Here is a 26,623-nt window from a genome sequence, read left to right on the forward strand (position 1 = left end):
GCATGCCCGCTACTTGGAGTCGGCGGCCGTGACCTTGGTGGTGGGCTTCATGTTTTCGGCCTGGACCATCCAGGCGAACTGCTCCAGCCGGGCGATGAACTCGTGCAGGAGGTCCGCGGAGGTGGGGTCTTCCTCATCGACTTCGTCGTGGACCTTACGTATGGTGCCAACGGCAGCTTCCATGGCGGCGACGATCCGCTCGATGGCATCCCCGGTGCTGATGAGACCGTCGGGGAACTGGGCCAGGCTGGTGGTTTCGGCAACGGTGGAGCTGCGGCCGTCGGGAAGTGCGTGCAGTGCACGCATGCGCTCGGCAGTGTCATCGGTGAACTGGCGGGCGGCGTGGACGATCTCATCGAGCTGCAGGTGCAGGTCGCGGAAGTTGGTGCCCACGATGTTCCAGTGCGCCTGCTTGCCCTGAACGTGGAGCTCGATCAGGTCCGCCAGGACAGCCTGCAGGTTGTTGGTCAGTGTCGGTGAAGCTTTCATGCATCCTCCTCAATTGGTCCAGTACGGCAGACGCTACCAGCCATGGGTGCGGTGCATGCTTCTCGATTCCCCCTTGCCTTTTGCCCCTGGGCAGGTTCAGGATCGGAGCGAAGTAATACGGTCTGGCAGATCGACACTAACCACTAGGCAAACGGGCACAGCAGCGTCAGATGCGACCTGGAGTAATTCTCGAGCTTTCCAACTTCATACTTACACCGGCTTCTTTAGGGTCTCTTGTTCGGGTGTTGTTGGAACTGGCATATCTCGGGGACCAAGCTGTTCATCGTCGATGTCTGGGGCAACAACCCTCCGCCGCAGGTGTATCCAAAGTCTGGAGGACTTGGCTCAGCGTTCCCGGGTGGGATCACTGCAAGAGTTTGAGCAACTCCTGCCCCAGTTGGATTCCGGTCGACAAAAATCCTTCTCGTGATGATGCTAATGCCGGGAGAGTGAAGAGTCAGAAATGTGAGATAGCGAAGCAGAGAGGTGCGCAATGACCAACACGGTTCCGGAGATCCGCGGTAGGGGACCGGGCAATAGCCTCCGGATGGCCTTCATATCTTCCGTGGTTTCGTTGATGGCTGCGTTTGCGGCCGCCGGCGCTGCCATCCCCTTGTTCAACCTCTATCGCGCGGAGGATGGGTTTACAAACGCCGATATTTCCATGGCGATTGTCTCCTACTCGGCGGCCACGCTCGCCACGCTTTTGGTGCTGGGACGTCTGTCGAGTTATCTGGGTCGGAGGCCAACCTCGATTGCCGGACTGGTCCTGCTCCTTGGGGGTTGTCTCCTGCTTCTGGGGGTACATGATGTCGGCGTCCTAATCCTCAGCCGGCTGTTGATGGGCTTTGGCGCCGGATTGGCCAGTAGCAGCCTAAGTGCCTACATAATCGACACGGCTCCCGCGCAGCCACCCTGGCTGGCGCCGGTGGCCTCCAGCCAGACGGTCATGCTCGGCCTCGCGGTCGGTACGGTCTCTTCGGGGGCCTTGGTCCAGTTCGCCCCATGGCCGCGCCAACTCATCTTCCTTGTGGTCATCACACTGCTCTTGATATCTGTGGCTTTGCTGGCTTTTAGCCCTGAGACTGTGAACCGGACGGCGGGTGTATGGCGGTCGTTGGCACCACGCGTACAGGTGCCGAAGCGTGTCCGGAGCTTAGTTCCGGTCGCAGCTGCGGTACTTCTAGCCACATGGGCCGCCGGGGCCTTTTACCAAGCTTTTGTCCCCGCCCTGGTAGAAAATCAATTGCACACCCATAGCCCGCTTATTGTTGGAGTGGTTTTCGCGGCCTATATGGGTGCAAGTGTTCTAGGGGCTCCGCTCAACGCCAGACTCACCGCCGCAACAGCCCAACGCACCAGCATGGTTGCCTTTTTCGCGGGCATGGCGGGTATTGTCGGAGCCATTGCAACCGGTTCCCTGATGCTGTTCGTAGCCTCGACCCTCGTATCGGGGGCCTCTCAGGGCGTCGCTATCAGCGCTACGACCCGAAGTCTGCTGTACGGCAGCAACGCAGCCGACAGGGCCCCAACCTTTAGCGTCATTTACCTGCTCAGCTACAGCGGCGCGACAATTCCTGCGCTCATTGCGGGGCAGCTATCCGAGCACATATCACTTCCGCAAATTGCCATCGGCTACAGCGCACTGGCCTTCGCCGGCGCCGCGTTTACTCTTTTCACTGCACCCACCAGCGATATCAAACCCGATATGGAACATCCGGTCCAGTAAACGCGATGCCCGGTCGGACAGTCCTCCAGATGCCTTACCCGATTCGAATTCGACACGGCAATTTTTGCCGATGCAGCTGTGCATCTTCCTGGCGGGTATGGACCAGCTTCGGATGTCCAGGAGTAAGGTGCCTCCACAACGCATGCTGCTCATCATCGCCGCTATCGTCTCTAGCGGCCCGAACTATGCGTTACTAGCGGCATGAGAGCAAAGTCAAGGGCGGCGTTGAGCGGTCCGGGATCTTCCGCCAGGAGGCTCAGGGTCCCTCCCCCGTGCAGCGCAGCAAGAACTAACACGGCGTTCTTGGCGTGAGCGTTGGCTTCCCGACCCGGCCGCGGCAGATAAGGGGCAGCTGCTGCGCCGTCCCCCCCAATCACTCGACTCAGAGCATCGGCAATGAGCTCGCACCACCTGTCAAGGAAATCGACTCGATCTTGCACTCCACTCCGATCCCGCAACGCCAACGCATACGGCGACTGAGGGTCCATCAACTCCTCGACGACGTCTTCTCGCCACTTAGTAAGCATTGCAATGTCGGTGACCGCCGTGAGCCGCACTCCTTCGCGCGACAAGACCTCAACGAAACACTGCCTCATTCATCCTCCCAGACTGACATCATCACCTAGGAATGTTTGGGTTAGGGGACGATATCGTCCCAAAACTGTAGGCGCGGAAACGTTTGGCCTGCTATTCATTCCCTAAGGGCTATCATTAAAGGACCATCCCGTCCAATTTCATCAGGAGTTAAGCCTCCTCCCCTGCATCAGCTGAGGCACTGTGGATGGGAGACGCTTGCCTGGCGGCGAGTGAGCACCCCTGGATCTCTCTTCGTCATCATGCTGCCCCGGCGACTGCCGGAACTGAGATGGCCCGTTCCAGTACAAGCAGCGGGAAAAGTTGAATCACGACGGGCACGACGCAGGGGTCGTGCCTGAGCTTATGACACAACCGAATGGAGAAGAAGATGAATCAGGAACCAACTGATTTTGAGCGAAACCGTACGATGATGGCCCTTCGTGCACACCAACGGGGAGGGCCTGAGCAGCTCATTTATGAGGAAGCGCCGAAACCGGTCCCCGGGCCCGACGAGGTACTAATCGCCGTTCGGGCGGCGGCTATCACCCTGGCTGAATTGACGTGGCCCGAGACGTGGACAGCTGAGGGTGTGGACCGGACGCCGGTGATCCCCTCACACGAGTTCGCTGGAGTCGTGGCAGAGGGCGGCGCGAACGTTCAGGAATTCGTTGCCGGCGACTCGGTCTTCGGTTTAGTCCCTTTTGACCGCGACGGGGCTGCGGCTGAGTTTCTCACTGTCCCGGCCGCATGCGTTGCCAAAAAAGGGCCACTGGTACCCGACGTGACAGCCGCTGCAGCCGTCCTGCCCGCCCTGACAGCGTGGGAGGCGCTTATTGACCAGGCCGACCTCCGGCCCGGACAGCGCATCCTGATCCGGGGCGGAGCAGGAGCGGTGGGATCATTTCTCACTCAGTTCGCAAAAGCCATGGGGGCGGAAGTCACCGCGACCGTACGCTCTGCATCGGCTGTAGGACGGACCAAGAGCCTGGGCGCTGACCATGTCATCACCACCGGGCATTCATTGGACATACCAAGGGTATCGGGCTTTGACGTCGTAGTAGATGCAGTAGGAGCTGATGTACCGGAATGGATGTATGCTGCGCCCCGGCCGGGTGGACATCTCATCGTCCTCCAAGAACCACCAAACCAAGAACTGGCCGCCAAATATGGAGTAACCGCAACATTCTTCATTGTGCGCACGCGCCGTGATCGGCTCCAGCAACTGGCCGCCCGGATTGCCAACGACGAGGTGGAAGTGGCGGCGGGTCTTATGTTCCCGCTGGCGTCCGGACGAGCTGCCTACGAGGCCAAGCCCTCAGGCAAGACAGTTTTGACCGTCGAATGATGCGATCTGGAAACGTTCAGGACGTTCCGAAAGTGTTCAAGCCCCAAGCCTGCGGAGGTCCCCGGCGTTGTAGTCGCCCATTCAAACCCGTGTTAAGACTCTTCGCAGGGTTGGCACCTTGAGAAGACTGCACTTGGCCGGATAGGTCGGTGTTCTCGACGTCGGTCGGAGACGTGCGGATACCGGATATTTCTCGGTCTAGTCAAGCATGAACACTGGCAAGGTGAAGGTACTTGCCGCGTCAACCTCGGCTCGTACACGCGCAAGCTGTGCGGCATGTTCCCCGAAATAGGCAGAGTCCGAGCGAACCGAGGAATCCAGGTAATTGAAATAGGCACCTGTTCCCCAGTACGGCTCCATTACGGTTCGAGACTCACGGACGAATTCGTCGTAGGGGGTGGGGTCGGCTCCCGCGGCAAAAGTAACTGTGTATTGCACCGTAGCGTAGGCATCCCGGTGTCCGAACCCGGTTGCATCCACCGGCAAGTCTCTAACCGCACCCCGAGGGCATCGAGGGACACTGAGGTTTCCCGTGCACCGTCGAGGTGCTGTCCCAAGAAACATCTTTCGACGAGTTGGGCTGCCCCTCTCTAGTTTGATCAGCTTATAGGGGACGTGGGAGGTCGCGCTGAACGCTTCCCGCCGCAGCACTCCTCCCGTCTCTGTAGTGCACTGGGAGACGGAGGCGCCCGAACACCCGGCGTAGGAAAACATCACGTCGAGATAGGACCGATTCGGTTGGACTGCGTTGACGGAGGGTAACCGACGTGTCTTCTCGTGAAAGCGAACCAGGCGCTCATCCAGCTCAGATTCAGGGCCAATCCAAGTGGCCGTCAGCTGGACGGTGGGGCTCGCGTACGCGGCACCGCTTAGGAGTTTCAGTGTCGACCATAAACGCTTGTCGGCGTTGGGCGCCCACCGCTGCCACGCAAGGACGACGGCTATGGCGTCAGTGAATTGCCCACTCCATGAGGGAAGTGACGATACGACCTGCCGCCTCCGCCTCTACAGGCCCACAGCATGTCCGGGTTCTCTTCCCTGTTTGCCTGCACAACCCTGCCGTCTGCCGTCACCAGCTCAACGGACCGCAGAGCGTCCGACGTCAAGCCATTAGCGCGGGTTAGAACACCCACACCTCCACCAATGGTCAACCCGGTTATCCCTACCGTCGCACATGAACCCGCTGGCAGGGCCCGTGTTTTTTGCCCCAAGACCTCGTGCATCTGGATAAGGGACATCCCCGCCCCGAACGTTGCCGTGAGGCTGAAATTGCGTAAGCTGTCCCAGAAGCCGTAAGCGCAGGCCTTCCCAATCCGGCTGTGGCGCTACAGATAAGGCAGTTCCCGATGCGGGCGCAGGGCTCGGTGGGGAAGGGACAGACGCAGCACATGCGTCCAACCCTGCTGCTGCAGCGCCGCCAAGACCTGCGAAAAGCAAGTTTCTGCGTGTGAATCGGGGCTTCTCGCTCACTGTTCCTTCTGTGAGATCGTCTCGGTGCCAGTGCCGCGCTGCCAAGCGGTAAAGTCCGCCAGTGACATAAAGCAGTAGTAGTCGCAGTAGCGCTCTTTCTCGCGCTCCTCCCGGGTCATTGTGCCGATCCCAACTGCTCGCGGTGGTTGCGAAACGTGGCTCTCCAAAAGTATGCAGTTTTCATGTTGTGACGCTTCCTTTCACGGTGTGCGCTCACGCCCTGAACCCCAGCGACACACCGGACGGGACCGATGACTCAGAAGGCATAAACGGATGCAGTTTGCACCTGTATCTTCTGCGTCGATCTTTGGCTCGGTCTTACCAACGAGGTGTAGGACTTTCTTCTTCGTCAATGCTTATGTAACAGGCCGTGGTCAACCACGGTGTGAAATGCAACGAAACGATGCCTTCGGTTCCATGAACGTAAGGTGCCGGCGACAGGTCGATCGCAGTCCAACGCAGCCACTGCTTCACCGGCGCGATGCCTACTTCCAGGTCAGAGGTAAGACGGCACGAAGAAATGACGCATATGAGATTGCGACAGAGCGTCGATGACCGAAACAAGGGAAGGACGCCCGCAAAAATATAGGGGGTAAACCATGGCCAACACGAAAAGAAGCTTTATGTCTCGCGACCTGACTTTTTTCAATACCAGCGCAACGTTCATCGCAGCGGATAACAAGCTGTCTCACAACGTATCGCCTCCTCTCTCCCTCGAAGTCATTACTGCTGACGACCCTGAGAGGACGGACGACAAGCTTAATCGTGCGATCAATCGACTCATACCCATTGCCTTGGAACGCAGGCATGGAATCCGAGTTATCCGGCATGGCCACGGCAAATACACAGTGCAAATCGACGTGGAAGTGCCGTGCGGCACGACCATGGAGTCGCGCGATTAGCTGGGTCGATACTGCAGATTTTCGTCCACGTCGCCGTGCGGCCCTTTCCGAGCGCCCGTCTGTAGCTGACTCGTGCAACCTTCGCGGCGCCGCAATTCAGGAGTGGATGCGGCCTGAGGGCACAGCTTTGCACGAGAGTTGGTTAGATGCTTGGAGTCGACGTGCTCGACCTGGGAAGCGTTTGAGCTAGTCTTCGCAATCCACACAGTATGAACGATTGTTTCTCTCCCGCGCTAATTGCGATCGGTGCCGGACGAGGAAACAGCAATAACAGGTGAACTCGTCAACGCCTTGAGGAACCACCTCCACGATGAGCTCCTCGGAGATAATCTCGCCACCGGGTGTCAGTCCCGCATCGAGAATGTCGGCTTCGTCCAATTCGTCGACGACCTGGCGGGCATCAATGGCGCTGGCTGACTTCAGATCCTCCAAGGAACTCTCCTGGGATTCCTTAACGTCCGAACGGGCTTCGTCATACTCCGATATCAATGAGGTGCTTCTTTCTTTCTCTTGTCTATTTCGTGGTCAGTTCGAGGGACGCGATCCACTGCCCTTCCGGGGATGTTCCTCTTATCGAGGACGTTGGCATTGGGTGCGCTTGGTCCAGACGTAACACCGCGGCCCAAAAATAGATCGCGGTTCTTGGATGAGTTTGAGTGTGATGGCGTTACGCGGGTTAGGAAGGGAAGCTCCGAGTACGTATTGGTTGCTCGGAGCTTCCCTTCGCGCCGCCCTCTCAGATTTGGACAATCGTGAGGTTGGCACCCTCAGGAGGCATGTCGTCCTTTTGAGGGCCGGAAGAATTCAGGCTCGTTTTCGTGCCATTCTTCCGAAATGAAGGAGGTCCCTAATCATCCATATTCGGTAGGTGAGCCTGCTTTTGGAAGCCGTATGGTTGTCGATGCCCTCTTTTGAGGCGTTAACCCAAGCGTTCGACCGGACCCTACAAACGCCATCCGCGCACTTGAGGGATGGCGAGTTCATCTGCGCGCGCTGTATCTCACAGTTCAAGTACGTGTTTTACCCCGCCTGAGCGGCCCGCTGCGACTTGATTTGCGATGTCGATGCCGTCCTCGATGGGCGTGGTTTGGACCTCAAGTCCCAGCTTGCCCGCGGCAGCGAGTGCAGCGAGCTCTGCCAGCATCTGCCCGTCGGGCTGCAGGTACAGGTTCGACGTGGTGACTCCCGCAGCTGAGTCAGGAGCGTCGGACGTTATGGAACACAACCTGCCTCCTTTCACAATCAGACTCATAGCGTCTTCAGCGGTGCCTGTCGCAGCGATGAGAACGGCGTCGAAGCGATAAGCCGTCTTGTCCGCCCATCCTTCGATGTGGGTGTCGATAACATCGTGGGCGCCGAGTGCGCGCAGCTTATCCGCGTGCGCGGGTCCGGCGCCGGCGACGACCTCAGCGCCCCGGAGATGTGCGAGTTGAACGGCAAGTGAGGCGGTTGGGCCGGAAGCTCCGACGACGAGCAAGCGGGTGGAGGGTTGTACCTGGAGCTCGTCGAGGGTTTGCTGGGCGGTAAGACCCGCGACCGGCAGTGCTGCGCCCAACGCTGGAGTCAGGTTCTCAGGCAACCGTGCCACGTGAGCTGACTGGACAAGGACCTGTTGTGCCCAGGTGCCGCTGCCACCGGGAAGCGGCGCCTCGTGGACAAGTACAAGGTCTCCGATTCGAAACTCCGTCTCGTCTGGGCTGGTCTTCGCGACGCGGCCCACGGCTTCAACGCCGAGTGCAGCGGGGAGTATGAGATTCACGTCCCATACGCCTGTATGGAGCAGGGCATCCCATGGGCCGATGCCTGCGGTGATCACGTCTAGGATGAGCTCGCCGGCCTCCGGCTGACGTGGCTGGGGAAGATCGAGGATCTCGAGTCCCGCATTCGCGGCTCGAACGCCAAGTCCAATCATTGATTTCTCCTTTTTAGTAGCGAATGTCAGTTCATGCTGACGTTTCATCGGCCCATTTATTGGGTCGTTCGGATCTGGGGAGTTTCTCGACCACGAGCTGGTATGAATCGGTGATTAGCCCCTTGACCAAGTCCCTGTCGATCCCTGGTCCTCCCGCTGCCGTGATCCAGTGTTTTTTGTCCATGTGGTAGCCGGTTGAGATTTCTTCATACTGCGCACGCAGCAGCACGGCCTCTTCCGGATCGGCTTTGACGACAACTACAGGGTGACCTGGCATGTCGGTCATGAGCATGAAGACCTTTCCCGACACCTTGTATGTGTCCCAGTTCGGGCCGACACGGTGCTCAACCGTCACCTCCGGCAACCCGCTTGCATGCTCGTCCGCTGTAGCCTGCAGCTCCTTTCCATCCATGATTGCTCCGCTCCTCTGCTGTGGTTCCGTCGATGAGTTCGTCATGGCTTAGCTTGTCGGTCCGGTTCAGGCGAAGGTGAACAGACGCTCGGACTCCAAACGTGAGACCGGGGTTTTGTACTGCTTCGCCTCGTCGGGGTAGCCCAACGCAAGCAGGACGGTTGTGGTGTGTCCGGTCTCGCGGATGTTGAAGGCCTTGTCGACGGTGACGGGGTCGAAGCCCTCAAGCGGCATTGCTTCGACGCCGAGTTCCGCGGCGGCCATCATCATCAGACCCATCACCAGGTATGTCTGTTTCTCCATCCAATGGTGGGTGTCCTTATAGGTGTAGTTGCGCAGATTGACGAAGTCGCGGGTCATATATTCCCACCGCTCCTGCTTCGCCAGATCCGGGAATCGGCCGTCAGCCCGTTCTTTCGCGAACACCGATTCCAGGTGATGCTCAGGTATGTCGGCTCGTGTGGTCATGATGATCGTGTGCGAAGCGTTAAGGATTTTTTCACCGTTGTCGGCGAAACGTTCGCCGAGGTTCGCAGCCAGCTTCTCTTTGCCCTCTCGTGTGGACAGAACATAGAAATGGTTGGGTTGGATGTTCGTCGAGGTAGGCGCTGAGCGGAGAAATTTCAGGAGCTGTTGAATTGTCTCCTCAGGGATGGTCTTGCTGCCATCGAAGTATCGGCTGAGGTGCTTGTCCATGATCTTGTCGAGATCCATGAGTGTCTTCTTTCGTAGTGGGAGTATTAGAGGTGCAATTAGGATGAATGCCCCAGGGAGGTCACTCCGGTGAGGATCAGCGCACCGGGCGGCTGAGCAGGCTGCCTATCCGCTCGAAGTTCATGCCTGTTGTCGCGGTCGCGAGGTCTCCCCGCAGGAGCGCGACGACAGCAGTCTCCAGTGCGCCCATCGCTTGAACATAGAGCGCCGGTCCAAGGCTGATCCGGCTGACGCCCACCGTGCGCAATTCAGCGACCGACCGCACCGCATCCGCCGGCGAGATGAGGACATTAACCGGAGTCGGTGCCACCGCAGTAACGATCGCGCCCAGCGAATCCAGATCGGGCGGAAAAGGCGCAAATACTACGTCGGCGCCGACCTCCGCGAAAGCGGTGAGGCGGCGGATAGTGTCGTCGAGGTCGGGCCGCCCCTGAAGGTAATTATCCGCGCGCCCGGTGACAACGATGCGACCCTTTGCCGCCGTGACGGCGGCGCGCACCCGGGCGACGGCGTCGTCGAAGTCACGGATCGGCAGCTCGGGATCACCGGACGTGTCCTCGATGCCAATACCCGCGAGCCCGTGTTCTACCGCAGCTCTCACGGTGGACGCCACATCCGCGGGAGAATCCCCGTAACCGTCCTCGAAGTCGCCGTTGACGGGCAGTCCCGTCAGGCGAGCGAGCAAGCCGGCGTGCTCAAGATGTTCCTTGCGGCTGACGTTGTGTCGCCCGTCCAGACGGCCGAGCGACGCTGCAAGGGCAAAGGATGATGTGGCGATCGCCTCGAAGCCCGCATCGGCGAAGAGTTGCGCCGAGAGGCCGTCCCATGCGTTTGGCATCACAAGACCGCCCTCCCGCGTGTGCAGGGCCATGAACCTCTCATACAGCGCCGAGCCGGACATTTAGGCTGGCTCTGTCGTGCTGGCCGGGATATCGACGACGGTCTTGTTCACGTTGTTGAGGTAGTTGGTGAGCAGAGATACCACCGCGGTAGTGACAATCGCAAGGATCTCCGCGTCGCTGTATCCGGCCCCACGTACCGCTGCCAAGTCCGCATTACCCACCTGTCCGCGGGTCTCAACCACCCGCTGCACGAATCGAGCCACGGCCGCACGGCGCGGATCAGTGGAGCTTCCCGTGAGCGCGAGCTCAATGTCTTCGTCCGCCATCCCGCCGAGCTTCGACGACGTATACGTGTGCAGAGCCTGGCAGTAATCGCAGCCATTAGCACGTGAGACGGCAAGTGCGATTGTGTGCCGCGTCTTCGCGTCGAGGAGGCGGGCCACGCTGCTCTGCAGAGACATCACAATCTCAAGCACGCCGGGGTTGGCCGCCAGCATATTGAACATATCCGGCGCGAAGCCGAAGTGCTTCCGGACCCCATCAAGGATGGTCCTCGCCCCTGCGGGCACTTCTTCAGGGGCAGGTGCAGTCAATCGGGACATTCTTTGTTAACCTCCAAGTATCCGAATATGGACGATTTCGTCCATAACGGAAGTGAATACCACTCAAAGTGGGTTGTCAAGCCCACTTCATTTGCTACAGTTTCGACATGGAGATCAACGCTCAGTCGGAGGCGCCGCAAAAATTGACCAGGAGGGGCCGGTCGACGCGCACCCGTATCCTGCGCCATGCCGCGGATCTCATCTACACGGAAGGGGTCCACGCAACGAACAACAAGCTGCTCCGAAGCGCCGCCGGGGTCAGTGGTTCGCAGCTCACCCATTACTTTCCGAACAAGGAGAGCCTCGTTCTTGGCGTCGTTGAATGGCAGGCCAGCAGCATCCTTGAATTCCACCGCAGCGAACGATTCGCAGGTTTTGACACCATCGACGCCTTTCAGGACTGGGCAGATTTCTACATCCTTTCCGGTCGGCCATTCAAAGACGGCTGCAGCCTAGGTGCCCTCGCGAGCGAGATTGTCAAAACTGATCTCGACGTCCGTGACGAGCTCTCGCAGGTCTTCAAGGAGTGGGCGGACATCTTTCGAGAAGGGCTCGAACGCATGAGGTGCCTCGGTCGCATCGACGCATCGGCCGACCCTGCTCGGCTGGCCCACATGTTGATGGCCGCATACCAGGGAGGGTCGCTCCTCGCTCAGATCGAAGACGACATCACACCGCTGCGGGACTCGCTGTACGCCGCCGTTGACCATCTTCGATCGCTTACGACACGGCGGGACGATACCAACTGACCTTGATTTCTGCAGAACCCCTTCTTGGGTGAAACAGCTCCTCAAACCGCCCCGGCAAAGGAAGACTGGGCCGTGGGTGAGGCCGCTTGTTGCCGTGCAATCCGATCCCGGACGCAAAACCTGGGGACAACATCGGACATGCCAAGGGTCAAGCGCCGCGTTGCCCTCGTTGTTGCAAAAGATGCAACACTGCATGCGCCCCGCCACGTATTCCCGGCAGTTCTTGGCTGCCGGATGCTGGCAGGTTGTCTCCACCGCCACGTCTGGCCCTGGCCAGAGGCACCACAGTACGGCGCCCGCCCGGCAGTCAGCGGCCCAGCAGCTTCACCTTGGCTTTGGCTTCGAGCACCGTCAGAACAGCCGCGTCCACCTTCACGGCGAAGGCGGGTTCGGCCGTCGCCCTGGCAATCACGCCCTGGTAGAGCCGCGGCAGGAGCGCCTGGTCGGTACACAGCGCCATGGTGCCGCCAGCGGCGATGAAGTTCGCGGCGCGGTCCTCGGGGAGGAAGGGCGAGAGCTGAACGGCGTCGCAGATGTCGTCGGAGATGATGATGCCGTCAAAGCCCAAGTCGCCGCGCAGCATCCCGTTGATGATGACGGGGGAAAACGGCGCCGGGTGGCCCGGATCGATGCCCTCGTAGATTGCATTGCCCACCATCACCCACCGCACCCCGGCATTGACCGCGTCCCGGAACGGCATCAAATACGCGTCGTGCCGCATTGTGACACCGTCCATGACATTTGTATTGGTGTCCGTGTTGGCCGTCACGCGGCCAAGGCCGGGAAAGTGTTTGACCGCAGTGGAAACCCCTGCGGCTGCCATGCCGCGGGCCACGGCCACACCATGGCTGGAGACGGCTTCCGGCGTAAAGCCGTATTCGCGCTGGTAGCGGCCGATGGGGATGTTCCTGGGCGCGAAATCCGGCCCGGGTACGGTATCCAGAACAGGTGCCAGGTTCACGTTCACGCCCGCCGAGGCCAGTTGGCTACCCCAGAGCTGCGCATCGGCGCGCAGAGTAGCAGGCGCCAAGGTGCCCTGGTCCAGCGCGGAAGGTATCGGCGAGAAGCCCGGCCCGTTGAGGATCTGCACGAGCCCGCCCTCCTGGTCTGTGGCGACGAACTGCTGAACGCCTGCGGTGGACTGCGCCGAGACCTGCGCATTGATCTGCGCCACTACGGCCGCTGCCGCTGCGGTGCCTGCCTGGCTGCGGCCCTTCAGGAAGACGTTGCCCACGTGGTAGGTGGTCAGCGCGGCCAGCGTGTTGGCGTCGGGGCCTCCAACCGGCGAGCTGACCATCAGTACCTGTCCCACCTTCTGCGGCAGCGTCATGCCGTCCAGCGCCTGCTGGGCCGCTGAGGCGGCCAGGTTCGGCGGCGAGGCGGATGACGGCGTAGCCGACGGCGACGGGCCCGCTGACGTGCTTGCGGAATTGCTTTGCTGGGTTGCGCTGGCCGCCGGAGCGGTGGAGGACGACCCTGCCGCCGCTGACGGAGTCTGTCCGGCGGATGGTTCTGCGGACGAGGAACCGTCCGCCCTACAGAACCTGGTCAGTCCGGTGGCCAGCAGGACAACCACCAGTGCGATAGCTGCCACCCCTGCAACGATCGCAGCCCATCCGCCGCGCGTGATTCTAGCCATGTGCCCGGTCCTCCCCTTCGGCCGAGTACCGAGCGTTCATCGAAACTGGAAACAATAGCCGCAGGTGGTGGTGACTTAGCCGCTCACTGTGGCCGCGTGCACGTTGACCATACCGAACTTGAACTAACCGGCTACATGGCGCAATTCGATCTGGCCCGGCCTTCGGCGATCGAGCAAACAACCGCCGCTCAGGAAGCCCGCCGCTGAGCTGAGAAACGTCACAATCATCTGGGCCCGGGCCCGCTTTATTCCGGTTACCCCGCCGCGGGAAGAGTGGACCCAACCCGGCTGCGCACACCGAAGATGGTTCGGAGTCGGACCGGCATCTGGCAACGAAGGGCGCGGTGAAGGACACCGTCGGCACGCCGGATGCCTCGGCCGCAGAAGGCCAGTATGCGGACGAAGCTGGTACCTGGATCGTGGACGTCATGGTCGTTCTCACCTCCCGCGAAAGTTGTTCAGTGCTCATCGGGGCTCACTCCAACTTGTGGGTAAGCCGGGCATTCGTGAACCACGAATAGGTATACATAGACCAAACGCGCCGGATCGTCCTATGAATAGGTGAATAAGGAGCAGTATCCTGCAAGAATGGACGAATTGGTCCACTATACCCATGGGCGGCCAACCCAGGGAATTGGCCAGTCGTTCCGCACCACGCATCCTGCGCCGCGCCGCTGTATGACGACATCGAGTTCGCACAATCCGTTAACGTCGATGCGAGTTTCCGACGAAGTCCCTCGAGCTCCTGTTTGACTACATGAACAACTGGCGCCGGCCGGGACCGGCCATCTGGGAGAGGAACTCAGGCGCCACAGTCTCTTCCAGCCAGAACTCATCGTGCGGCCGTCCAAAACAAAGAGGTAGGAAGGACGCGCCGCCGTGTAAGTACACCCCAACCTGACGTCAAAACCGTCTGACAAGGGAGGACGTAGCCTGATGGGCGGAGCTTTCACTTGTTCTCTGACGGCCGCCGGCGCAATCATGTGGCTTAGTCTGCCCGCTGCCTCAGCCGGACCTCATCAAAGTCAGTTTTATTGGACTAATCCGAGCATCTGAGAGCTTCACCGAGCCCATCCCCTTCCCTTTCAACTGTCAGGATGGGATCCGAGAACATCGTGAGCCGCTGTCAGCGAAACGGAATTTTCACACTATTCTGAGGCCAGCGGACGAAGGCGGCAGCTACCGTCGCAGGTGCTGAGGGCCTGAAGACCTGGGCCTGAGCAATAACGATGACTTGGTTGCCAGCCTCAACAGCAGACCGGCTCGCCCTGAACTCGCGTGCCGGATGCCCAGGACATGCCTCCGGCTAATTGACGGAATTATCATTATCGGCTCTTGATTTCGCGCCCTGCGAAGAGCCTGGAGGGCGCAGGTACTTGTCGAAGACCTTGAATGTCCCTTCTGTTTGTGCGGGCTACAGGTCTGGGATTTGACCGTGGTTGTCTCGCTGCCGCCTTTGGTGACTTAGCGTCTGGGGGCCCACGCTGTCACGACGGTCTGGGCGGAGAGCGGTGGCTATTTCTGGTCTGATTGTGTGCGTGTTATCTGCCCGGTGAGGACGAATGCGGACAGCAGGAGGACCATCCCGGCGTATCCGGTTGCGGTGGGGGTGAGCCCGAGGCTGCTGATGAGGGCGCCGGCTGCGATGGCCGGGACGCTGTTGGCAAGGTAACTCACGACGTAGACCGCTGAGAGCAGTCCAGCGCGTTCGTGCGGGGCAGCTTGCGGCAGGAGGGTGCGGAGCACGCCGAGGAAACCGGCACCGAAACCGACGCCTGCAATAATTGTCGCGGCGAAGTACAGGCCCACCGAACCGGTGGTGAGGGCCGCTATGGTTGCGGCCATGCCCGCTATCAGCGCGATCATGCCGATCCGGAGGACCTTGGGCGCCGGGACGGATCCGAGTACGAGTGTGGCGATACCACCGGTACCGGTGAGCGCTGCGACGATGAGGCCGGTCAGGACCGCGGTGTCGGGCCCGGCCATCGCCCTGATAATGCTTGGGCCGAGCGAGAGGATCAAACCGCCCAGGGACCAGGTCGCTACCGCGGCCGGCAGAACCCACACCGCGGTGGATCGGACGGCCGCGGGGAAGTGAACGCGCGGGCGTAAGGAGGCAGCGGCCCCGGGTGTGCGGGTGATCGTCTCGGGACTGAGGACAGTGCCGATGACCTGCAGCACGAGCAAGACAAGCAAAGCCACGTAGATGCTGCTGATTGCTGCCGGAGCGGCAGCAACGACAAGGCTGGACGCTACCGCGCCGGCAGCCAAACCCACTGCGGGGCCGGCCCCGTTGAACACTGTTCCAAGTCCGGCCCGCACGGGTGCTTCGAGCTCGATAAGGTATGCACCCAGAGCGCCGATGGCACCGCCGGTGGCGAGGCCCTGGATAAGGCGTGCCATTATCAGGGGCACTTCACTGCCGGCGGAGATGAACACCACCATCGAAACGATTTCCAAACCGAGGCAAGCCAGCAGGACGGGACGCCGACCAAGATGGTCTGAGAGTGAGCCCACCGTTAACAATGACGCCAGCAATGCCAGCACGTACGCGGCAAAAATCATGGTCAAGACCACTGGAGGAAAGCCCCACTGGTTCTGGTACAGCGGATACAGCGGGCTGGGGGCACTCGAGGCGGCCATGAGCACCACCAATACCGAAGACTGCAGCCAAAAAGCCGCGGCAGGACGAAGCCGCATCCGGTATTTGCTTACTTCTGGTGCAACCTGCACAAGGAACCTTTCGGGAAAGGGAAAGCGAAGATTTCGCGTTTCCACGCTACTGGCTACGCCCCACGAACGCAAAAGATTCGCGATAAGCTGAAGTGGTGTATATGCCCGACCCTCGACCCCATGGCCGTGCCGCGCGGGTCCAGCATGCTGTCCACACCGCTGTCCGCACTCTTCTGGCCCGGGAGGAACGGACCAGTATCACCGTGCCGCGCATAGCTGAACTTGCCGGGGTCGCGCCGTCAACCATCTACCGGCGCTGGGGTGACCTGAACCAACTATTTGCCGACGTGGCCGTGGCCCGGCTCCGCCCCCAAGGGCCCCCGGACACCGGCTCGGTCCGGGGGGACTTGATGGCTTGGGCCGAGGAATACTTGGAAGAGGCGGGCTCGCCCACGGGCCGGGAATTTCTGCGGGACATGATTTCCGGCCGGCCGGACCACAACAGCGCCCTCCAAGGTGGGGAATACGCGCGGGCACGGGTGGAAACCATCCTCGAACGCGGCCGGCGCCGAGGGCAAACCACACCCGACCTCGATGAAGTCCTCGACATGCTGCTCGCCCCGATTGTCTACCGAATCCTGTTCGAAGCCGGAAACCTGCCACCAAACTTCATCAAGCACCTGACTGGTCGGCTGTTCAGGTGAATCAGGAGGGCCCCCATTATCCGGGGCACTCTCATCAAAGACGGCGATGCTCGGCGGATTCCTCGCCTCGATCGGCACACTCCCCGTCGTCGCCCTTGTACCGCTACAACAAGCCGCGGCTGTCGGTGAGGCCTTCGTTGAGGGCCCCAATCGTTGCGAGCATCCCGGGATCATCTGCCGGCACGAACCACACGATGGAGAGCATCAGCGCCGACGAGTCCAGGTCCTCGCATCCGTAGGCCTGCGTGTAGGCGTTGGCTCTGGCGTTCCAGCCGTTCACGTGGATAGATTCGGCGAGCTGCGCCCGGGTCTGTACCCAGCGCGCCGTGGTCATCGGGGGAAGCGTGGTGGGCATCGAAACCCGCGACGTTCCTGGCCCGCTTCGGCGTCGAGGTCACCCTGGTGCACCGGGGAACCGGTCTGATGGAGCGCGAGGAACCCCGGGTCGGGGAACTGACTCGGCTCTATCTCGAAGAGGCTGGCGTGAAGGTGCAGCTGGCGTCCAATGCTGTGCGTCCCACGCGTGCGCAGAACGGCAGTGTGTTGGAGCTCGTGCGGGGCCGCCTTTGCCGGCAGTTAGGCAGGGGATCTGGGTCAGATGATTCAATAGGGCTGCATTACCGCCATGCACCGGCAGCAACGCAGGCGTTCAGCTAGTCCTGCCCGTGGGCGGGGGCGGGTTTGGTCCCCAGGAGCGCGTTGAGCCCCCATCCCAGGACCGTAATGAAGATGATGGCTCCGGCCATGGAGAGCAGCTGTGCTGGGCTGGATAGTATTCCGAGGCTGACGATAAGGGTTGTTGCTCCGGCAGGCGGGTGGGGTCTGCGAGCCCAGGTCAGCACGAGAGTGGTCAGAGCGACCGAGAGTGCCCCTGCCATGAGGTGTGCGGGGGTCAGGCCTCCGGAAGGAGCGGAGGGAACATCCTGCAGTCCGAAGCCGTAGAGGCATGCGATACCGGCCAAGAGCCCGGCTCCGTGCCCGATCAGGGCGTTTGAGGGTCGGGATGATTGTTCCTGGGGCGATTCGAAGAACAGCATCACCGTCGGACCCAGACTGGGGAACAGCCACGGGGCGTGGAGAGCCAGGCCGATGGCCCCGCTGGCTGCGAGAACAACCAGCGACAGGACCGCTGCATACAGGGCAGTGCCTGGACGGCTGCCCGATTCTGTGAGGCGGGCGTGGAGCGATTGCTTCAACAGATTGCCTACCGATCCTTTAAGCCCTGCTGGGTGTGAGAGCATGCAAATGAGCGGGCGCGCTGCGACTCCAGAAACCCACTTCCAACTGCACGCCAGGTATAGCGGCTACTCATGGCGCTAGTCGAGCTTCACCACCGGCAGGCAGGCAGACCCTACACGGGAGACTGCCGGGCAGGCTTGTAGCAAGCAAGGGTGGATCACAAGATTCACCCTGCGGCGATGAGGGCTTGCGGGGCTGCTTGTTTCATCCGGGTTTGCAGCCATTTGAGCTGGGTGCTGGTCTGCCCATCGCAGCCGGTGACGACGTCGAGGAGTTCTTTGTCCCTGAGTCCCTGTGCTGCTTGTTTGACCATGGTCCAGGTGATGTCCACCAGGCTTGCGAGGAGGTAGAGGTCCTGCAGGTCCCGCAGGAGCCCGACAGGCCCTGACCGGGTGTCCTGGAGGCCGTCTGCGTGGAGCCTTTCGGGTTCATCGTCGTCCTCGACTTCCCCGTACCGGTCGATGATGGGCTGGAGGGCTTTTTGGTGTTCCTCGCATTGCGCCGCGAGGGCCTGGCAGAGGAAGTGGACGTCGGGTTCGTGTCCGTGTCCTTCTGAGACCTGGCGGAAGGATTCGGCGAGGGTACCTTCGGACTTGTGCAGCAGCCCCAGGTAGACGGGAAGCTTCATGAGTGTTCCTCCTTCGTGGCTACCGCCGGCGGCGGGACCGGGGCGATGGTTTCCTGGGCTTGCGCTGCCGGCCCTCCGGCCGTGGGCAGTGCCGGTTTGCGTCCCCCTCCCCTTCCGGCCGGGCGTGAGGCCGTGGTCGTGGGCGCCGAGGATGCTCCCGCACCGTCAGCGACTTTCTCCACCCGGACAGCTGCATTCTTCAGCACGGGCTGTTTGGAGACAGGGTCCCACTCGGTGATGGTGAGTTCGTTCGCCGCGCGGTGCCCAGCGCTTGGTGCCACGCCTTCGTCCCAGTACCCGTAATGGAACGGAGCGAAAATACTGCCGTCCCGGATCCCGCTAACCCTCACGGGCGCGATGATGTGCCCCCGCCGAGATTCCACCCGCACGACGTCTCCTTCCACCAGCCCGTATGACTCGGCGTCGTTGACGGACATCTCCACCCACACGTCGGGTGCCGCGCCGTTGAGCTGAGGGGACCTGCCCGTCTTGGTGCGGGTATGGAAGTGGTACACCGTCCGCCCGGTCGTGTACCGGAAGGGGTAGTCCTGATCCGGGGTTTCATGTGCAGGGTGGTACGGGGCGGTCTTGAAGATCGCCCGCCCCGCCGGGTCCATGGCCTTGTACGCTTCCGGACCGACGCTCGCCCCGGTCAGCAGATCGTGCCCATAACTTTCGCAGTACTCGGGGTCGGTGGGAAACACTCCGTCCCGGTAGAGGCGGACCGTGCCTTCGGGGTGGTCCTCGTTGCACGGCCACGGCACACCGCTGCCACCGCGCAGCTTCTCATACGTGAGGCCCGTGTAATCACAGGGACGCCCCCGGGTGCATTCCTTCCACGCATTGAACGCATCCTCGGACGTGGCCCAGCCCAGCAGGGGCGATCCGTCGAGCTGCTTGAAGCCCATACGCATGGAGTAATCCAGGAACGTATCAAGGTCGCTCCGGGCCTCCCCCGGGGGTTCGACCGCCTTCTCGGACAGGTGCACGGTACGGTTCACGTTGGTGAATGTCCCGGTTTTCTCACCCCACGCCGCCGCGGGCAGGACCACGTCCGCGTACTGCGCGGTTTCCGTCAGGTACAGGTCCTGCAGGACCAGGAACAAGCCCTCGGCGCTGAGGATGTCGCGGATCCGGGGCAGCTGGGGCATGGACACGGCCGGGTTCGTCGCCGAGATCCACAGGAACTCGATGGAGCCCTGCTCGACGTACCGGAAGATCTGCATCGCGTGGGTCGGCGGGGCCCAGTGCGGGATGACCGAGGCATCCACGTTCCACAGGTCCGCCAGTTCCTGGACGTGCTCCGGGTTCTCCCAGTTCCGGAACCCGGACAAGTCCCCGTCGGCCCCGCACTCGCGATTGTTCTGCGCCGTCGGCTGGCCGTTCATCTGCAGGATCCCACAACCGGCTTTACCCAGGAGTCCTCTGAGCAGGTGCAGGTTGTTCACCCCACAGGACGACGCCGTGGCCTGGGAGGACTGGTAAAAGCCCTGCAGGACCGTGGACAGCACCCGCTCCGAGGTCCCGAAGATCTCCGCGGCGCGCCGCACATCATCCGCTTCCACGCCGCACGTTTCCGCCACCGCCTCAGGAGTCCACTGCTCCACCGTGGTCCTCAGCTCATCGACGTTCATGGTGTGCCGGTCGATGTAGTCCTGGTCGATCCAGCCGTTCACGAACAGCTCCCGCACCAGCCCGTGCATCAAGGCCAGATTTGTTCCGGGCCGGACCGGCAAATGCACTTCCGCATGGCGGGCGACCTCGGTGTCGCGCGGGTCCACACAGACGAGCCTGGGCTTGTCCGGACCGGCGATCCGGTCCAGGACCCGCGCCCACAAGACGGTCTGGGTTTCAGCCATGTTGTGCCCGAACAGGAACATCGCATCGCACTCATCAATGTCCACGTAGCTGCCCGGCTGGCCATCGGAGCCAAAGGACTCCTTCATCGCCGCGGCCGCGGTCGCCGTACACAGCCTGGTGTTCCCGTCCATATGCGGGGTCCCGATCCCGGCTTTACCCACGATCGCCTGGGCGTAATACTCCTCCAGGAACAACTGCCCACTGGTGTAAAAACCATGCGAAAGAGGACCCTTCTCATCCAGCAGGGCCCTGCTCCGGGAAACGATACGTTCCATCGCGGTTTCCCAGTCCGACTCGACCAGCACCCCGTTCTCCCGCACCAGGGGTTTCGTGAGGCGGTCCTTGTTGTTCACCCCCTGCCAACTCGCGAACAAGCCCTTCGGCCCCAACCGACCATGATTGACGATGTCCATAGACCTGCCACGGACCCCGACCATCGACCCGTCCTTCACGGCGATATCAATACCGCAGCCGTTACTGCACAACACGCACGCGGACTGCACCCACCGCTCCACCTCGGACTCCCGGACACCCTCGGCCAGCACCTGATCCACCCGGACCGGCCACCGCTCATCACGCGCGTACGGGGTGCGGGTCCCCCAAATATCGGCAATACGATCAACCATGACCAATCCCTTCCCTTCCAGGTGCTCATAGCCGCACAACTACCCCACCCAAGGTGGACGCAAGGACGGCGAAGCGGCGCCTCACAGGTTTAAACCGGGTTACCTCGACCCGCCGCATGACCAACCTCAATCCTCGTCAGAGGCCCTGTGCGAAACGCTAGCCCCGGTACTTGCCCTTGGCAACAGTCCCGCCTCGGCCACGGCGCCCATACCTTCGCGTCTGCAGGGTCGCACACATCGGGACCACAAATAACATTGTGGCTGTTAGTGTTGCGGGGGATGCCCGCCATAGCAGGCAATGGCGTCGCCGGTGCCAGGTTTTTCCCAGTCGTTGAGGTCCTCACGGGCATCTGTTCGATGGCCGGCTTCTACACCGGGCCGGGGTCTTGCGGGATGCTGGTCGGTGCCGGTGTGGACACAGGAGGTGACCACGGCGCGGCGCTGGTGCGGACCCGGGGGCAGCGGGTGCCAGGAAAGCCGATGCGGCAACGAAACGCCCCTTGAAGTTCTTTGGCGGCCCCTTCCAGCAGTGATACTCCCGTGGCCTTGCCGGGAGAGCGGTCGACGGGGCCAGGATTCCCGCCTCCTGCTTGACGCCCGAACTCGCTTCGTCGTACTCGGCTGCAACGTAGGTACTTCTTCCTTCTGTCGTCTCTCTAGTGGTGGGCCACGTCTGCGGATTATCCCGTTCGCAGTGTTCCCGGAGTTCACGTCCCTGGCGGATTTCTCCTTCTTCCTTCTCGTGAAGTTTCTCGCTCTTCTTAGCATCGCGGGGCGGGAGTTGAATGGACACCTCTGCCTTGATTCCGGCTTGGAGTTCGCGACCGCGTTCCATTTCGCCGTCGAACTCCGCGCCGAACAGAAGGGAGATGTTCAGGATCCACAGCCACAGGAGCATGACGATCACCACGCCAATGGCCCCGTAGGTTTTGTTGTAGTTGCCGAAGTTGGCCACGTAAAAGGCGAACGAGTGAGGCCAGGATGAAGACCAAAAGTGCGGTGAAGGACCCGGCACTCAACCAGCGGAACTTACGTTGCTGAACGTTTGGGGTGTCGAAGTAGAGGATGGCGATGACAGCGATGACCAGTAAATGATGATCGGCCACTTGGCAATGTTCCAAACGGTAAGAAACACGCCGCCAAGCCCCAGGACACCGCCCACCGATTCGGCGATCAGGCTGCTGAGCACGAGCATCGCTGCGAGCAGCGCGGCAATCACCACAAAGACCAGCGTTACGGCAAGCATCGTTCCGCGGAGCCTGATGAAGCCGCATCCTTCCTCGATTTCGTAGATACGGTTCATGGCCCGGCTAAAGCCGGTTACGTAGCCGGAAGCGGACCACAGCGCTGTCGCCAAACCGATCACCAGGGTCAAACCGGCGGCCGGGGATGATGTCAGATCATGAATAGGCCCACGAACCACGTCCATGACGCTACCGGGTGCCATGCGCTGCACAATTTCCAGCAGTGCCTCGGTGGTTATTCCCGGCTGCCCGAAGACGCCCAGAAGCGAGACCAGTACCAGCAGTGCCGGGAACAGTGACAGGACAGCGTAATAGGTCAGACCGGCCGCGAGATCGGGGGCACTAGTCCCTGCTGAACTCGCGAAAGGCCATCTTTGCGATGTACTTCCAGGAGGGCTTGGACAGCTAAGAGGGACTCTCTGGTTTGCTTTCATCATCCGGGGCAAGCGCTGTGGACGGTTTGGCCCGGCTGGCTGGGGCTTCACTTTCCGACGTGGGACCGGTCCTTTCCACGGTTCAGTGAGCCTTCGCCGCCTTCAAGCAGATTGATCATCGCATGTGCTGCTCAGGGCAGCGGGCAGCTTAGGGTCCCGTGGCCAGGTCTCCGAGGGTGACGTGCAGGTTCTGCGAGGTTGCACCGCGCTGCACCACGACATCGACCTGTTGGCCAGGGTCCTGTTTTCTGAGGGCCACAAGCAGGTCCGTGACGTTTCCGACTTGGGTTTGGACGAATTTGGTGATGATGTCACCTGCCTTGATTCCGGCTTGTTCTGCTGGGCTGCCTGGAGAAACGCTGACGATCAGCGCCCCGGTTGTGGCGGGTAGTGAGAACCGTTGGGCGAGTTGCGGTGTGATGTCGGTGGGGACTACGCCAAGGGCGGCATGTTTGACCGATCCGCTGGCCAGGAGCTGGTCGGCGACGTTGGTAACCGTAGATGATGGAGTAACAAATCCGATGGCAACTGCTCCGGAGCTGGGAGGCAGGTACGCCTCGGAAAGTCCGATGACTTGCCCGCTCGAGTCTGCTACGGCACCGCCGGAGTTACGGGAGAAATGGGGGCATCGGTTTGCAGCAAGTCAATGGCACCATGAGGTGATTCCTTGGAGGGGGGCATGTTCCGGTGGAGGCTGGATACGATTCCTGCGGTGACTGTTTCCTCCAACCCCAATGGGCTTCCGATCACGACAGTCATCGAACCTACCTCTGGATCCGAGGAAGTGAATTTTGCGGCCGGCAGGACGGTACGATCAACCTTGAGGACGGCAACGTCTGTCACGTCGTCTACGCCGAGGACGGTGCCCTGGGACTGCGAGCCGTCACCAAACTGGACCTGAACGTTTTTGAAGGGCTGTTTTTGCTCGTTTTCAACGACATGGGCGTCGGTGACGATAGACCCGTCGCTGTGGTAGATGACGCCGCTGCCGAGGCCGACAGGTGTCCGGATCGTGACGACAGACGGTTCGACTTCCTTGACCACGCCCGGCACCGCAGGCAGGCCCCCACCGGTGGGCGGGGTAGCCGCTGGAACAGAAACCGCCGGTGACGCCGCAGAGGAACTGGGCCCCGGCGCTGGACTGCCGGTGCAGCCGGTCAGGGTGAGTGCTGCTGCCGCCATTGCAGCCGTCGGGTAGATCTTGAAGTTTTTCATGGGTATTTCCCTCTTGAGAGTCCGACCAAGTAAGCGCTCTTTGCGTGAAACTGGTTCCGACCCGCACCACGCGGTCGTGAGAATCGTCCTTTCCGGCCTGAGATGATCCAGCCCTCCCGGTCCGATGCGGGACATGCCCGCGAGGGGTGCGGCAGTTATGACTTCATTGAACCGCAGTAATTGCGCTATCGCAACGGGTGCGGGCTCCGGCCACCATCACGTTCAGTCAGCGGCGCGGCTGGACTTCTGCAACATCCAGAAAATGGCCGCGGCCGCAGCGATCAACAACGGCCACATTAACAAGCCCTACGACCTCTCGAGCATCGCAAGCCTGATCGGCACCGAGGATGTCGCGCCCGTTGTACCCCGATCGCACTGGAATCCGTCACTGGCCCGAACGGACACACCTCCCCGGTGCCGGCTGCCGGCTGCTGACAGCCGGCACCCAATAGGCCCACCTCATGAATGCCGCGGTCCCGCGATACCCGGACACCAATTCGCCTCACCGCCGCTATCGATGCGGCGGCAGGGCGCACCAGAGCGGCCCAAACACCACGAGCACGCATCGGTGCTGCTGCCGGGCGATGCGTCGAGCCTCCGAGGTTTGGTATGGAGGGTCCTAGTCAACGCCTTCGGTGACCTGCGGATAGGGAACGGCCTGATCCACGAGTGCCTGAACCCCTCCAGGGAGGAAACGCACGTGGACGCCGTGCTCCTGCGTTGCGGCCGATTGCTCCAGCACCGGCAGTACCGCCGCGGTGAAGAGAGGATCCTTGTCGGCAAGGTAGCGGACGTAGGAATCCGGCAGTGTGGGGGGAAGATTCATGATGCCCTCGTTGCTGAGGGAACCGGAGCCGCCAACAGGCGCAGCAGACACACTATCGTCCCGTTCCTGCCTTCCAAGGGCTTTGCCCAGGGCGGCCCCGTAGAGCAAATGGGCGGCAAGCATCGTCACTGCCCTGCCGGTCTTGTCCCGGTGCGCAGGGGGAAGTATTCCCATGGCCGGCAGCCAGCCCTCATACCCCACCGCCCAAACGAGAGCGCCGTACGCCAGGCCAGGGCCCGCGGAGGACTGCTTCTTGCGGGTGACGGCGTAAAGACAGCCACCGGCGACCCCGTACCCAAAATGGGCGAAGACTGCGGCAGTATTCCTCAGCGGCAACGGAAGGCTGGGGAAGAACTTATCGATGATCTTCCGGGGAGGCTCGTAGTCCATCACACCGGCGACGTCGGCGGCAACGAGCAGCGCACTCATCGCTCCGGTGGCGGCCAGGCCCGCCACACCACCTGCCAGCGTCACGGGTTTGGATACATCGCGGCCGGTATTCATCCCTTCATGGAACCGGAATATTTGTGTAAGCGCAAGTGCTGACGGTTGGTCCACCTCGGCGCCCTGCTTTCCCGCCCGCCTCCTTGTGATTCCAGTCCAGCCCTTGCCGGCAGCAGGCAGAGCCAGCCCATCTGAGGCACATTCCCCCTCGCACCACAGCTTCCACCGAAAAACTGCTCTTATCGAAACGGGGAATCCGTCATTGCGATCCGAAAACTGTTGCGGTACGCCCTCCATCACTTCGACTGAAAACCAGGGAGAGAGCCGATGGGAATAGCACGCATGGTTGTCCCGGCGACGCTGTTGCCCTCGGGTCAGGGGTGAGGCAGGACTTGCCGGGGCGCCGCAGAGGCAGAAGCCGCCGACCTCCCCCCGCAACTTCGGGAGCCCATGGAATCTTTGAGAGCAGGGTCGCAGCAGGCAGCTACCTGCTGATTGCCTCCCGGCATCACGGCCTCATCGCGGCCGGACTCGGGTAGCCTTCGCTGCGGCTGCAGGCACCGTCCCAGTCATGGCGGAAAGGACCAGCGGTGAGGACTTTCGGCGTGCTCCGGGCTTCCAGACGGAGCGGACAGAAGCGCTTCCGCTTGGACGGAGGATACAAGGTCTTCCCGCGGTTCCTGGTTCTTCTTGCCGTGTCCCTGAGCCTGGTCCTGGCCGGCACGTCGTCATTTGTGCTGACCCTTGGGGAAGTGCTGCAAGGCGGCGGGCTTGCAGCTGTTGACGGACATTGGCTGAATGGTTTGTCGATCACCGGACGGGTCCAGGCACGCTTGCCCTGGCCGGGTTCGCTGTAGTTTTCGGCCCCCTGGCGCTTCCCGTGATCACCCTGGTGGCTGTCGTTGCGTAGGCCGGGTGACCCGTCGCCTTGGGCGCCCGATACTTTTGACCGCGGCGAGGATTACCGGGGTAATCCTCACGGAGGTCATCGCCCATTTGGTCGGACGGTCCCGTCCCCCCGGTCGCAATCATGATGCTTGGTGCCGATGCGACTTCTTCCTTCCCTCCGGCCACGTCGTTGGTGGCTCAAACTTCCTGTTTATCGACGCTTATCTGGTCTTTCCACATTCCTCCCACAACATTGACCTGATCGCTGCTATAGGTGCTGCTGCCGTTGGTCTGACAGTGGAAGCGGCGAGCCGTATCTACGTGGGCTACCACTGGTTTACTGACACGGGGACCTCCGCTTCCCTGTCAATCGTTCTCCTCGCCGTCGTGATCGTGGTGGATATCAGCCGGGGCGAGGCGGCAGCCGAAATGTGAAGTCCGTGGAAAAGCCACCCCCTCAG

At 61.4% G+C, this 26,623-nt stretch carries 26 protein-coding genes and 1 pseudogene; 8 read left to right on the forward strand and 19 right to left on the reverse strand.

Going from position 1 to position 26,623, the window contains the following annotated elements; all coding sequences use genetic code 11:
- Positions 1-9 precede the first annotated feature (9 nt).
- Positions 10-489 (reverse strand): Dps family protein, encoded by a 480-nt coding sequence (locus J7I84_RS07595; protein WP_214942828.1) that lies wholly within the window; start codon positions 487-489, stop codon positions 10-12.
- Between the two features lie 493 nt (positions 490-982).
- Between J7I84_RS07595 and J7I84_RS07600 the strand changes: the two genes are divergently transcribed.
- Positions 983-2,218 (forward strand): MFS transporter, encoded by a 1,236-nt coding sequence (locus tag J7I84_RS07600; protein ID WP_214942831.1) that lies wholly within the window; start codon positions 983-985, stop codon positions 2,216-2,218.
- 964 nt (positions 2,219-3,182) lie between these two features.
- On the forward strand, positions 3,183-4,139 hold the full coding sequence (locus J7I84_RS07605; RefSeq protein ID WP_214942834.1) for an NADP-dependent oxidoreductase: 957 nt from the start codon (positions 3,183-3,185) through the stop codon (positions 4,137-4,139).
- Positions 4,140-5,080: 941 nt separating this feature from the next.
- Here J7I84_RS07605 and J7I84_RS07610 read toward each other — a convergent pair.
- Positions 5,081-5,452, reverse strand: coding sequence for an FAD-binding protein (locus J7I84_RS07610; RefSeq protein WP_311381104.1), 372 nt, complete (start codon positions 5,450-5,452; stop codon positions 5,081-5,083).
- Between the two features lie 153 nt (positions 5,453-5,605).
- Positions 5,606-5,728 (reverse strand): hypothetical protein, encoded by a 123-nt coding sequence (locus J7I84_RS21755; protein WP_285291196.1) that lies wholly within the window; start codon positions 5,726-5,728, stop codon positions 5,606-5,608.
- A gap of 480 nt (positions 5,729-6,208) precedes the next feature.
- Between J7I84_RS21755 and J7I84_RS07615 the strand changes: the two genes are divergently transcribed.
- Entirely contained in the window at positions 6,209-6,511 is a 303-nt protein-coding gene (locus J7I84_RS07615) for a hypothetical protein (protein ID WP_214942840.1), read from the forward strand.
- Between the two features lie 186 nt (positions 6,512-6,697).
- Here J7I84_RS07615 and J7I84_RS07620 read toward each other — a convergent pair whose 3' ends face one another.
- From J7I84_RS07620 to J7I84_RS07645, 6 genes are all read right to left on the reverse strand, one after another.
- Positions 6,698-7,000 (reverse strand): DUF4193 family protein, encoded by a 303-nt coding sequence (locus J7I84_RS07620; protein ID WP_214942843.1) that lies wholly within the window; start codon positions 6,998-7,000, stop codon positions 6,698-6,700.
- Positions 7,001-7,511: 511 nt separating this feature from the next.
- Positions 7,512-8,423, reverse strand: a complete 912-nt coding sequence (locus J7I84_RS07625) for an alcohol dehydrogenase catalytic domain-containing protein (protein WP_214942846.1) — start codon at positions 8,421-8,423, stop codon at positions 7,512-7,514.
- 31 nt (positions 8,424-8,454) lie between these two features.
- Positions 8,455-8,835 (reverse strand): MmcQ/YjbR family DNA-binding protein, encoded by a 381-nt coding sequence (locus tag J7I84_RS07630; protein ID WP_214942849.1) that lies wholly within the window; start codon positions 8,833-8,835, stop codon positions 8,455-8,457.
- 66 nt (positions 8,836-8,901) lie between these two features.
- Positions 8,902-9,549 carry a nitroreductase family protein gene (locus J7I84_RS07635; RefSeq protein ID WP_214942851.1) on the reverse strand — a complete coding sequence of 216 codons (648 nt, stop codon included), beginning with the start codon at positions 9,547-9,549 and terminating at the stop codon, positions 8,902-8,904.
- 76 nt (positions 9,550-9,625) lie between these two features.
- Positions 9,626-10,420: an isocitrate lyase/phosphoenolpyruvate mutase family protein gene (locus J7I84_RS07640; RefSeq protein ID WP_214942854.1), complete on the reverse strand. Its 795-nt coding sequence runs from the start codon at positions 10,418-10,420 to the stop codon at positions 9,626-9,628.
- Between the two features lie 30 nt (positions 10,421-10,450).
- Positions 10,451-10,984, reverse strand: a complete 534-nt coding sequence (locus J7I84_RS07645) for a carboxymuconolactone decarboxylase family protein (RefSeq protein ID WP_214942857.1) — start codon at positions 10,982-10,984, stop codon at positions 10,451-10,453.
- A 116-nt stretch (positions 10,985-11,100) separates the two neighbouring features.
- Between J7I84_RS07645 and J7I84_RS07650 the strand changes: the two genes are divergently transcribed.
- On the forward strand, positions 11,101-11,742 hold the full coding sequence (locus J7I84_RS07650; RefSeq protein ID WP_214942860.1) for a TetR/AcrR family transcriptional regulator: 642 nt from the start codon (positions 11,101-11,103) through the stop codon (positions 11,740-11,742).
- Between the two features lie 307 nt (positions 11,743-12,049).
- On the opposite strand, the gene J7I84_RS07655 is transcribed toward J7I84_RS07650, so the two are convergent.
- On the reverse strand, positions 12,050-13,381 hold the full coding sequence (locus tag J7I84_RS07655) for a glycoside hydrolase family 3 N-terminal domain-containing protein (RefSeq protein ID WP_214942863.1): 1,332 nt from the start codon (positions 13,379-13,381) through the stop codon (positions 12,050-12,052).
- 1,515 nt (positions 13,382-14,896) lie between these two features.
- Complete coding sequence (locus tag J7I84_RS07660; RefSeq protein WP_214942865.1) at positions 14,897-16,114, reverse strand: MFS transporter; 1,218 nt, start codon at positions 16,112-16,114, stop codon at positions 14,897-14,899.
- 101 nt (positions 16,115-16,215) lie between these two features.
- Here J7I84_RS07660 and J7I84_RS07665 point away from each other — a divergent pair, with 101 nt between their 5' ends.
- Positions 16,216-16,758, forward strand: coding sequence for a TetR/AcrR family transcriptional regulator (locus J7I84_RS07665; protein ID WP_214942971.1), 543 nt, complete (start codon positions 16,216-16,218; stop codon positions 16,756-16,758).
- 103 nt (positions 16,759-16,861) lie between these two features.
- Here the strand turns inward: J7I84_RS07665 and J7I84_RS07670 are convergent, their stop codons facing one another.
- Entirely contained in the window at positions 16,862-17,113 is a 252-nt protein-coding gene (locus tag J7I84_RS07670) for a glycoside hydrolase family 15 protein (RefSeq protein ID WP_214942988.1), read from the reverse strand.
- A 17-nt stretch (positions 17,114-17,130) separates the two neighbouring features.
- Here J7I84_RS07670 and J7I84_RS21505 point away from each other — a divergent pair, with 17 nt between their 5' ends.
- The gene (locus J7I84_RS21505) at positions 17,131-17,415 is read left to right on the forward strand and encodes an NAD-binding protein (RefSeq protein WP_396020046.1); all 285 of its coding nucleotides are present in this window, start codon (positions 17,131-17,133) and stop codon (positions 17,413-17,415) included.
- Here the strand turns inward: J7I84_RS21505 and J7I84_RS07680 are convergent.
- The 7 genes and pseudogenes from J7I84_RS07680 to J7I84_RS21520 all read right to left on the reverse strand — a co-directional run bounded on the left by J7I84_RS07680 (position 17,412) and on the right by J7I84_RS21520 (position 25,334).
- Positions 17,412-17,954: an HPP family protein gene (locus J7I84_RS07680; RefSeq protein ID WP_251046261.1), complete on the reverse strand. Its 543-nt coding sequence runs from the start codon at positions 17,952-17,954 to the stop codon at positions 17,412-17,414. The two genes, J7I84_RS21505 and J7I84_RS07680, sit on opposite strands and share 4 nt — an antisense overlap.
- Positions 17,955-18,163: 209 nt before the next feature.
- Entirely contained in the window at positions 18,164-18,625 is a 462-nt protein-coding gene (locus tag J7I84_RS07685; protein WP_214942868.1) for a hypothetical protein, read from the reverse strand.
- Complete coding sequence (locus tag J7I84_RS07690) at positions 18,622-21,111, reverse strand: molybdopterin oxidoreductase family protein (protein WP_214942871.1); 2,490 nt, start codon at positions 21,109-21,111, stop codon at positions 18,622-18,624. Before J7I84_RS07690 ends, J7I84_RS07685 begins: the two co-directional genes overlap by 4 nt.
- Before the next feature lie 340 nt (positions 21,112-21,451).
- Positions 21,452-22,792: pseudogene (locus J7I84_RS07695) on the reverse strand (YihY/virulence factor BrkB family protein).
- Positions 22,793-22,937: 145 nt separating this feature from the next.
- Positions 22,938-23,360 (reverse strand): PDZ domain-containing protein, encoded by a 423-nt coding sequence (locus tag J7I84_RS21510; RefSeq protein ID WP_311381105.1) that lies wholly within the window; start codon positions 23,358-23,360, stop codon positions 22,938-22,940.
- A gap of 20 nt (positions 23,361-23,380) precedes the next feature.
- A complete protein-coding gene (locus J7I84_RS21515; protein WP_251046263.1) occupies positions 23,381-24,004 on the reverse strand; it encodes a S1C family serine protease in 624 nt (207 codons plus the stop codon).
- Between the two features lie 619 nt (positions 24,005-24,623).
- A complete protein-coding gene (locus J7I84_RS21520) occupies positions 24,624-25,334 on the reverse strand; it encodes a DUF1440 domain-containing protein (RefSeq protein ID WP_251046265.1) in 711 nt (236 codons plus the stop codon).
- 530 nt (positions 25,335-25,864) lie between these two features.
- Between J7I84_RS21520 and J7I84_RS07710 the strand changes: the two genes are divergently transcribed.
- Positions 25,865-26,131, forward strand: a complete 267-nt coding sequence (locus J7I84_RS07710; RefSeq protein WP_214942874.1) for a hypothetical protein — start codon at positions 25,865-25,867, stop codon at positions 26,129-26,131.
- Complete coding sequence (locus tag J7I84_RS07715; RefSeq protein WP_251046267.1) at positions 26,073-26,597, forward strand: phosphatase PAP2 family protein; 525 nt, start codon at positions 26,073-26,075, stop codon at positions 26,595-26,597. The genes J7I84_RS07710 and J7I84_RS07715 overlap by 59 nt, the downstream gene beginning before the upstream one ends.
- The last annotated feature ends 26 nt before the right edge of the window (positions 26,598-26,623 follow it).

It is taken from the genome of Arthrobacter sp. ISL-85 (assembly GCF_018613675.1).
Taxonomy (GTDB): domain Bacteria; phylum Actinomycetota; class Actinomycetes; order Actinomycetales; family Micrococcaceae; genus Arthrobacter.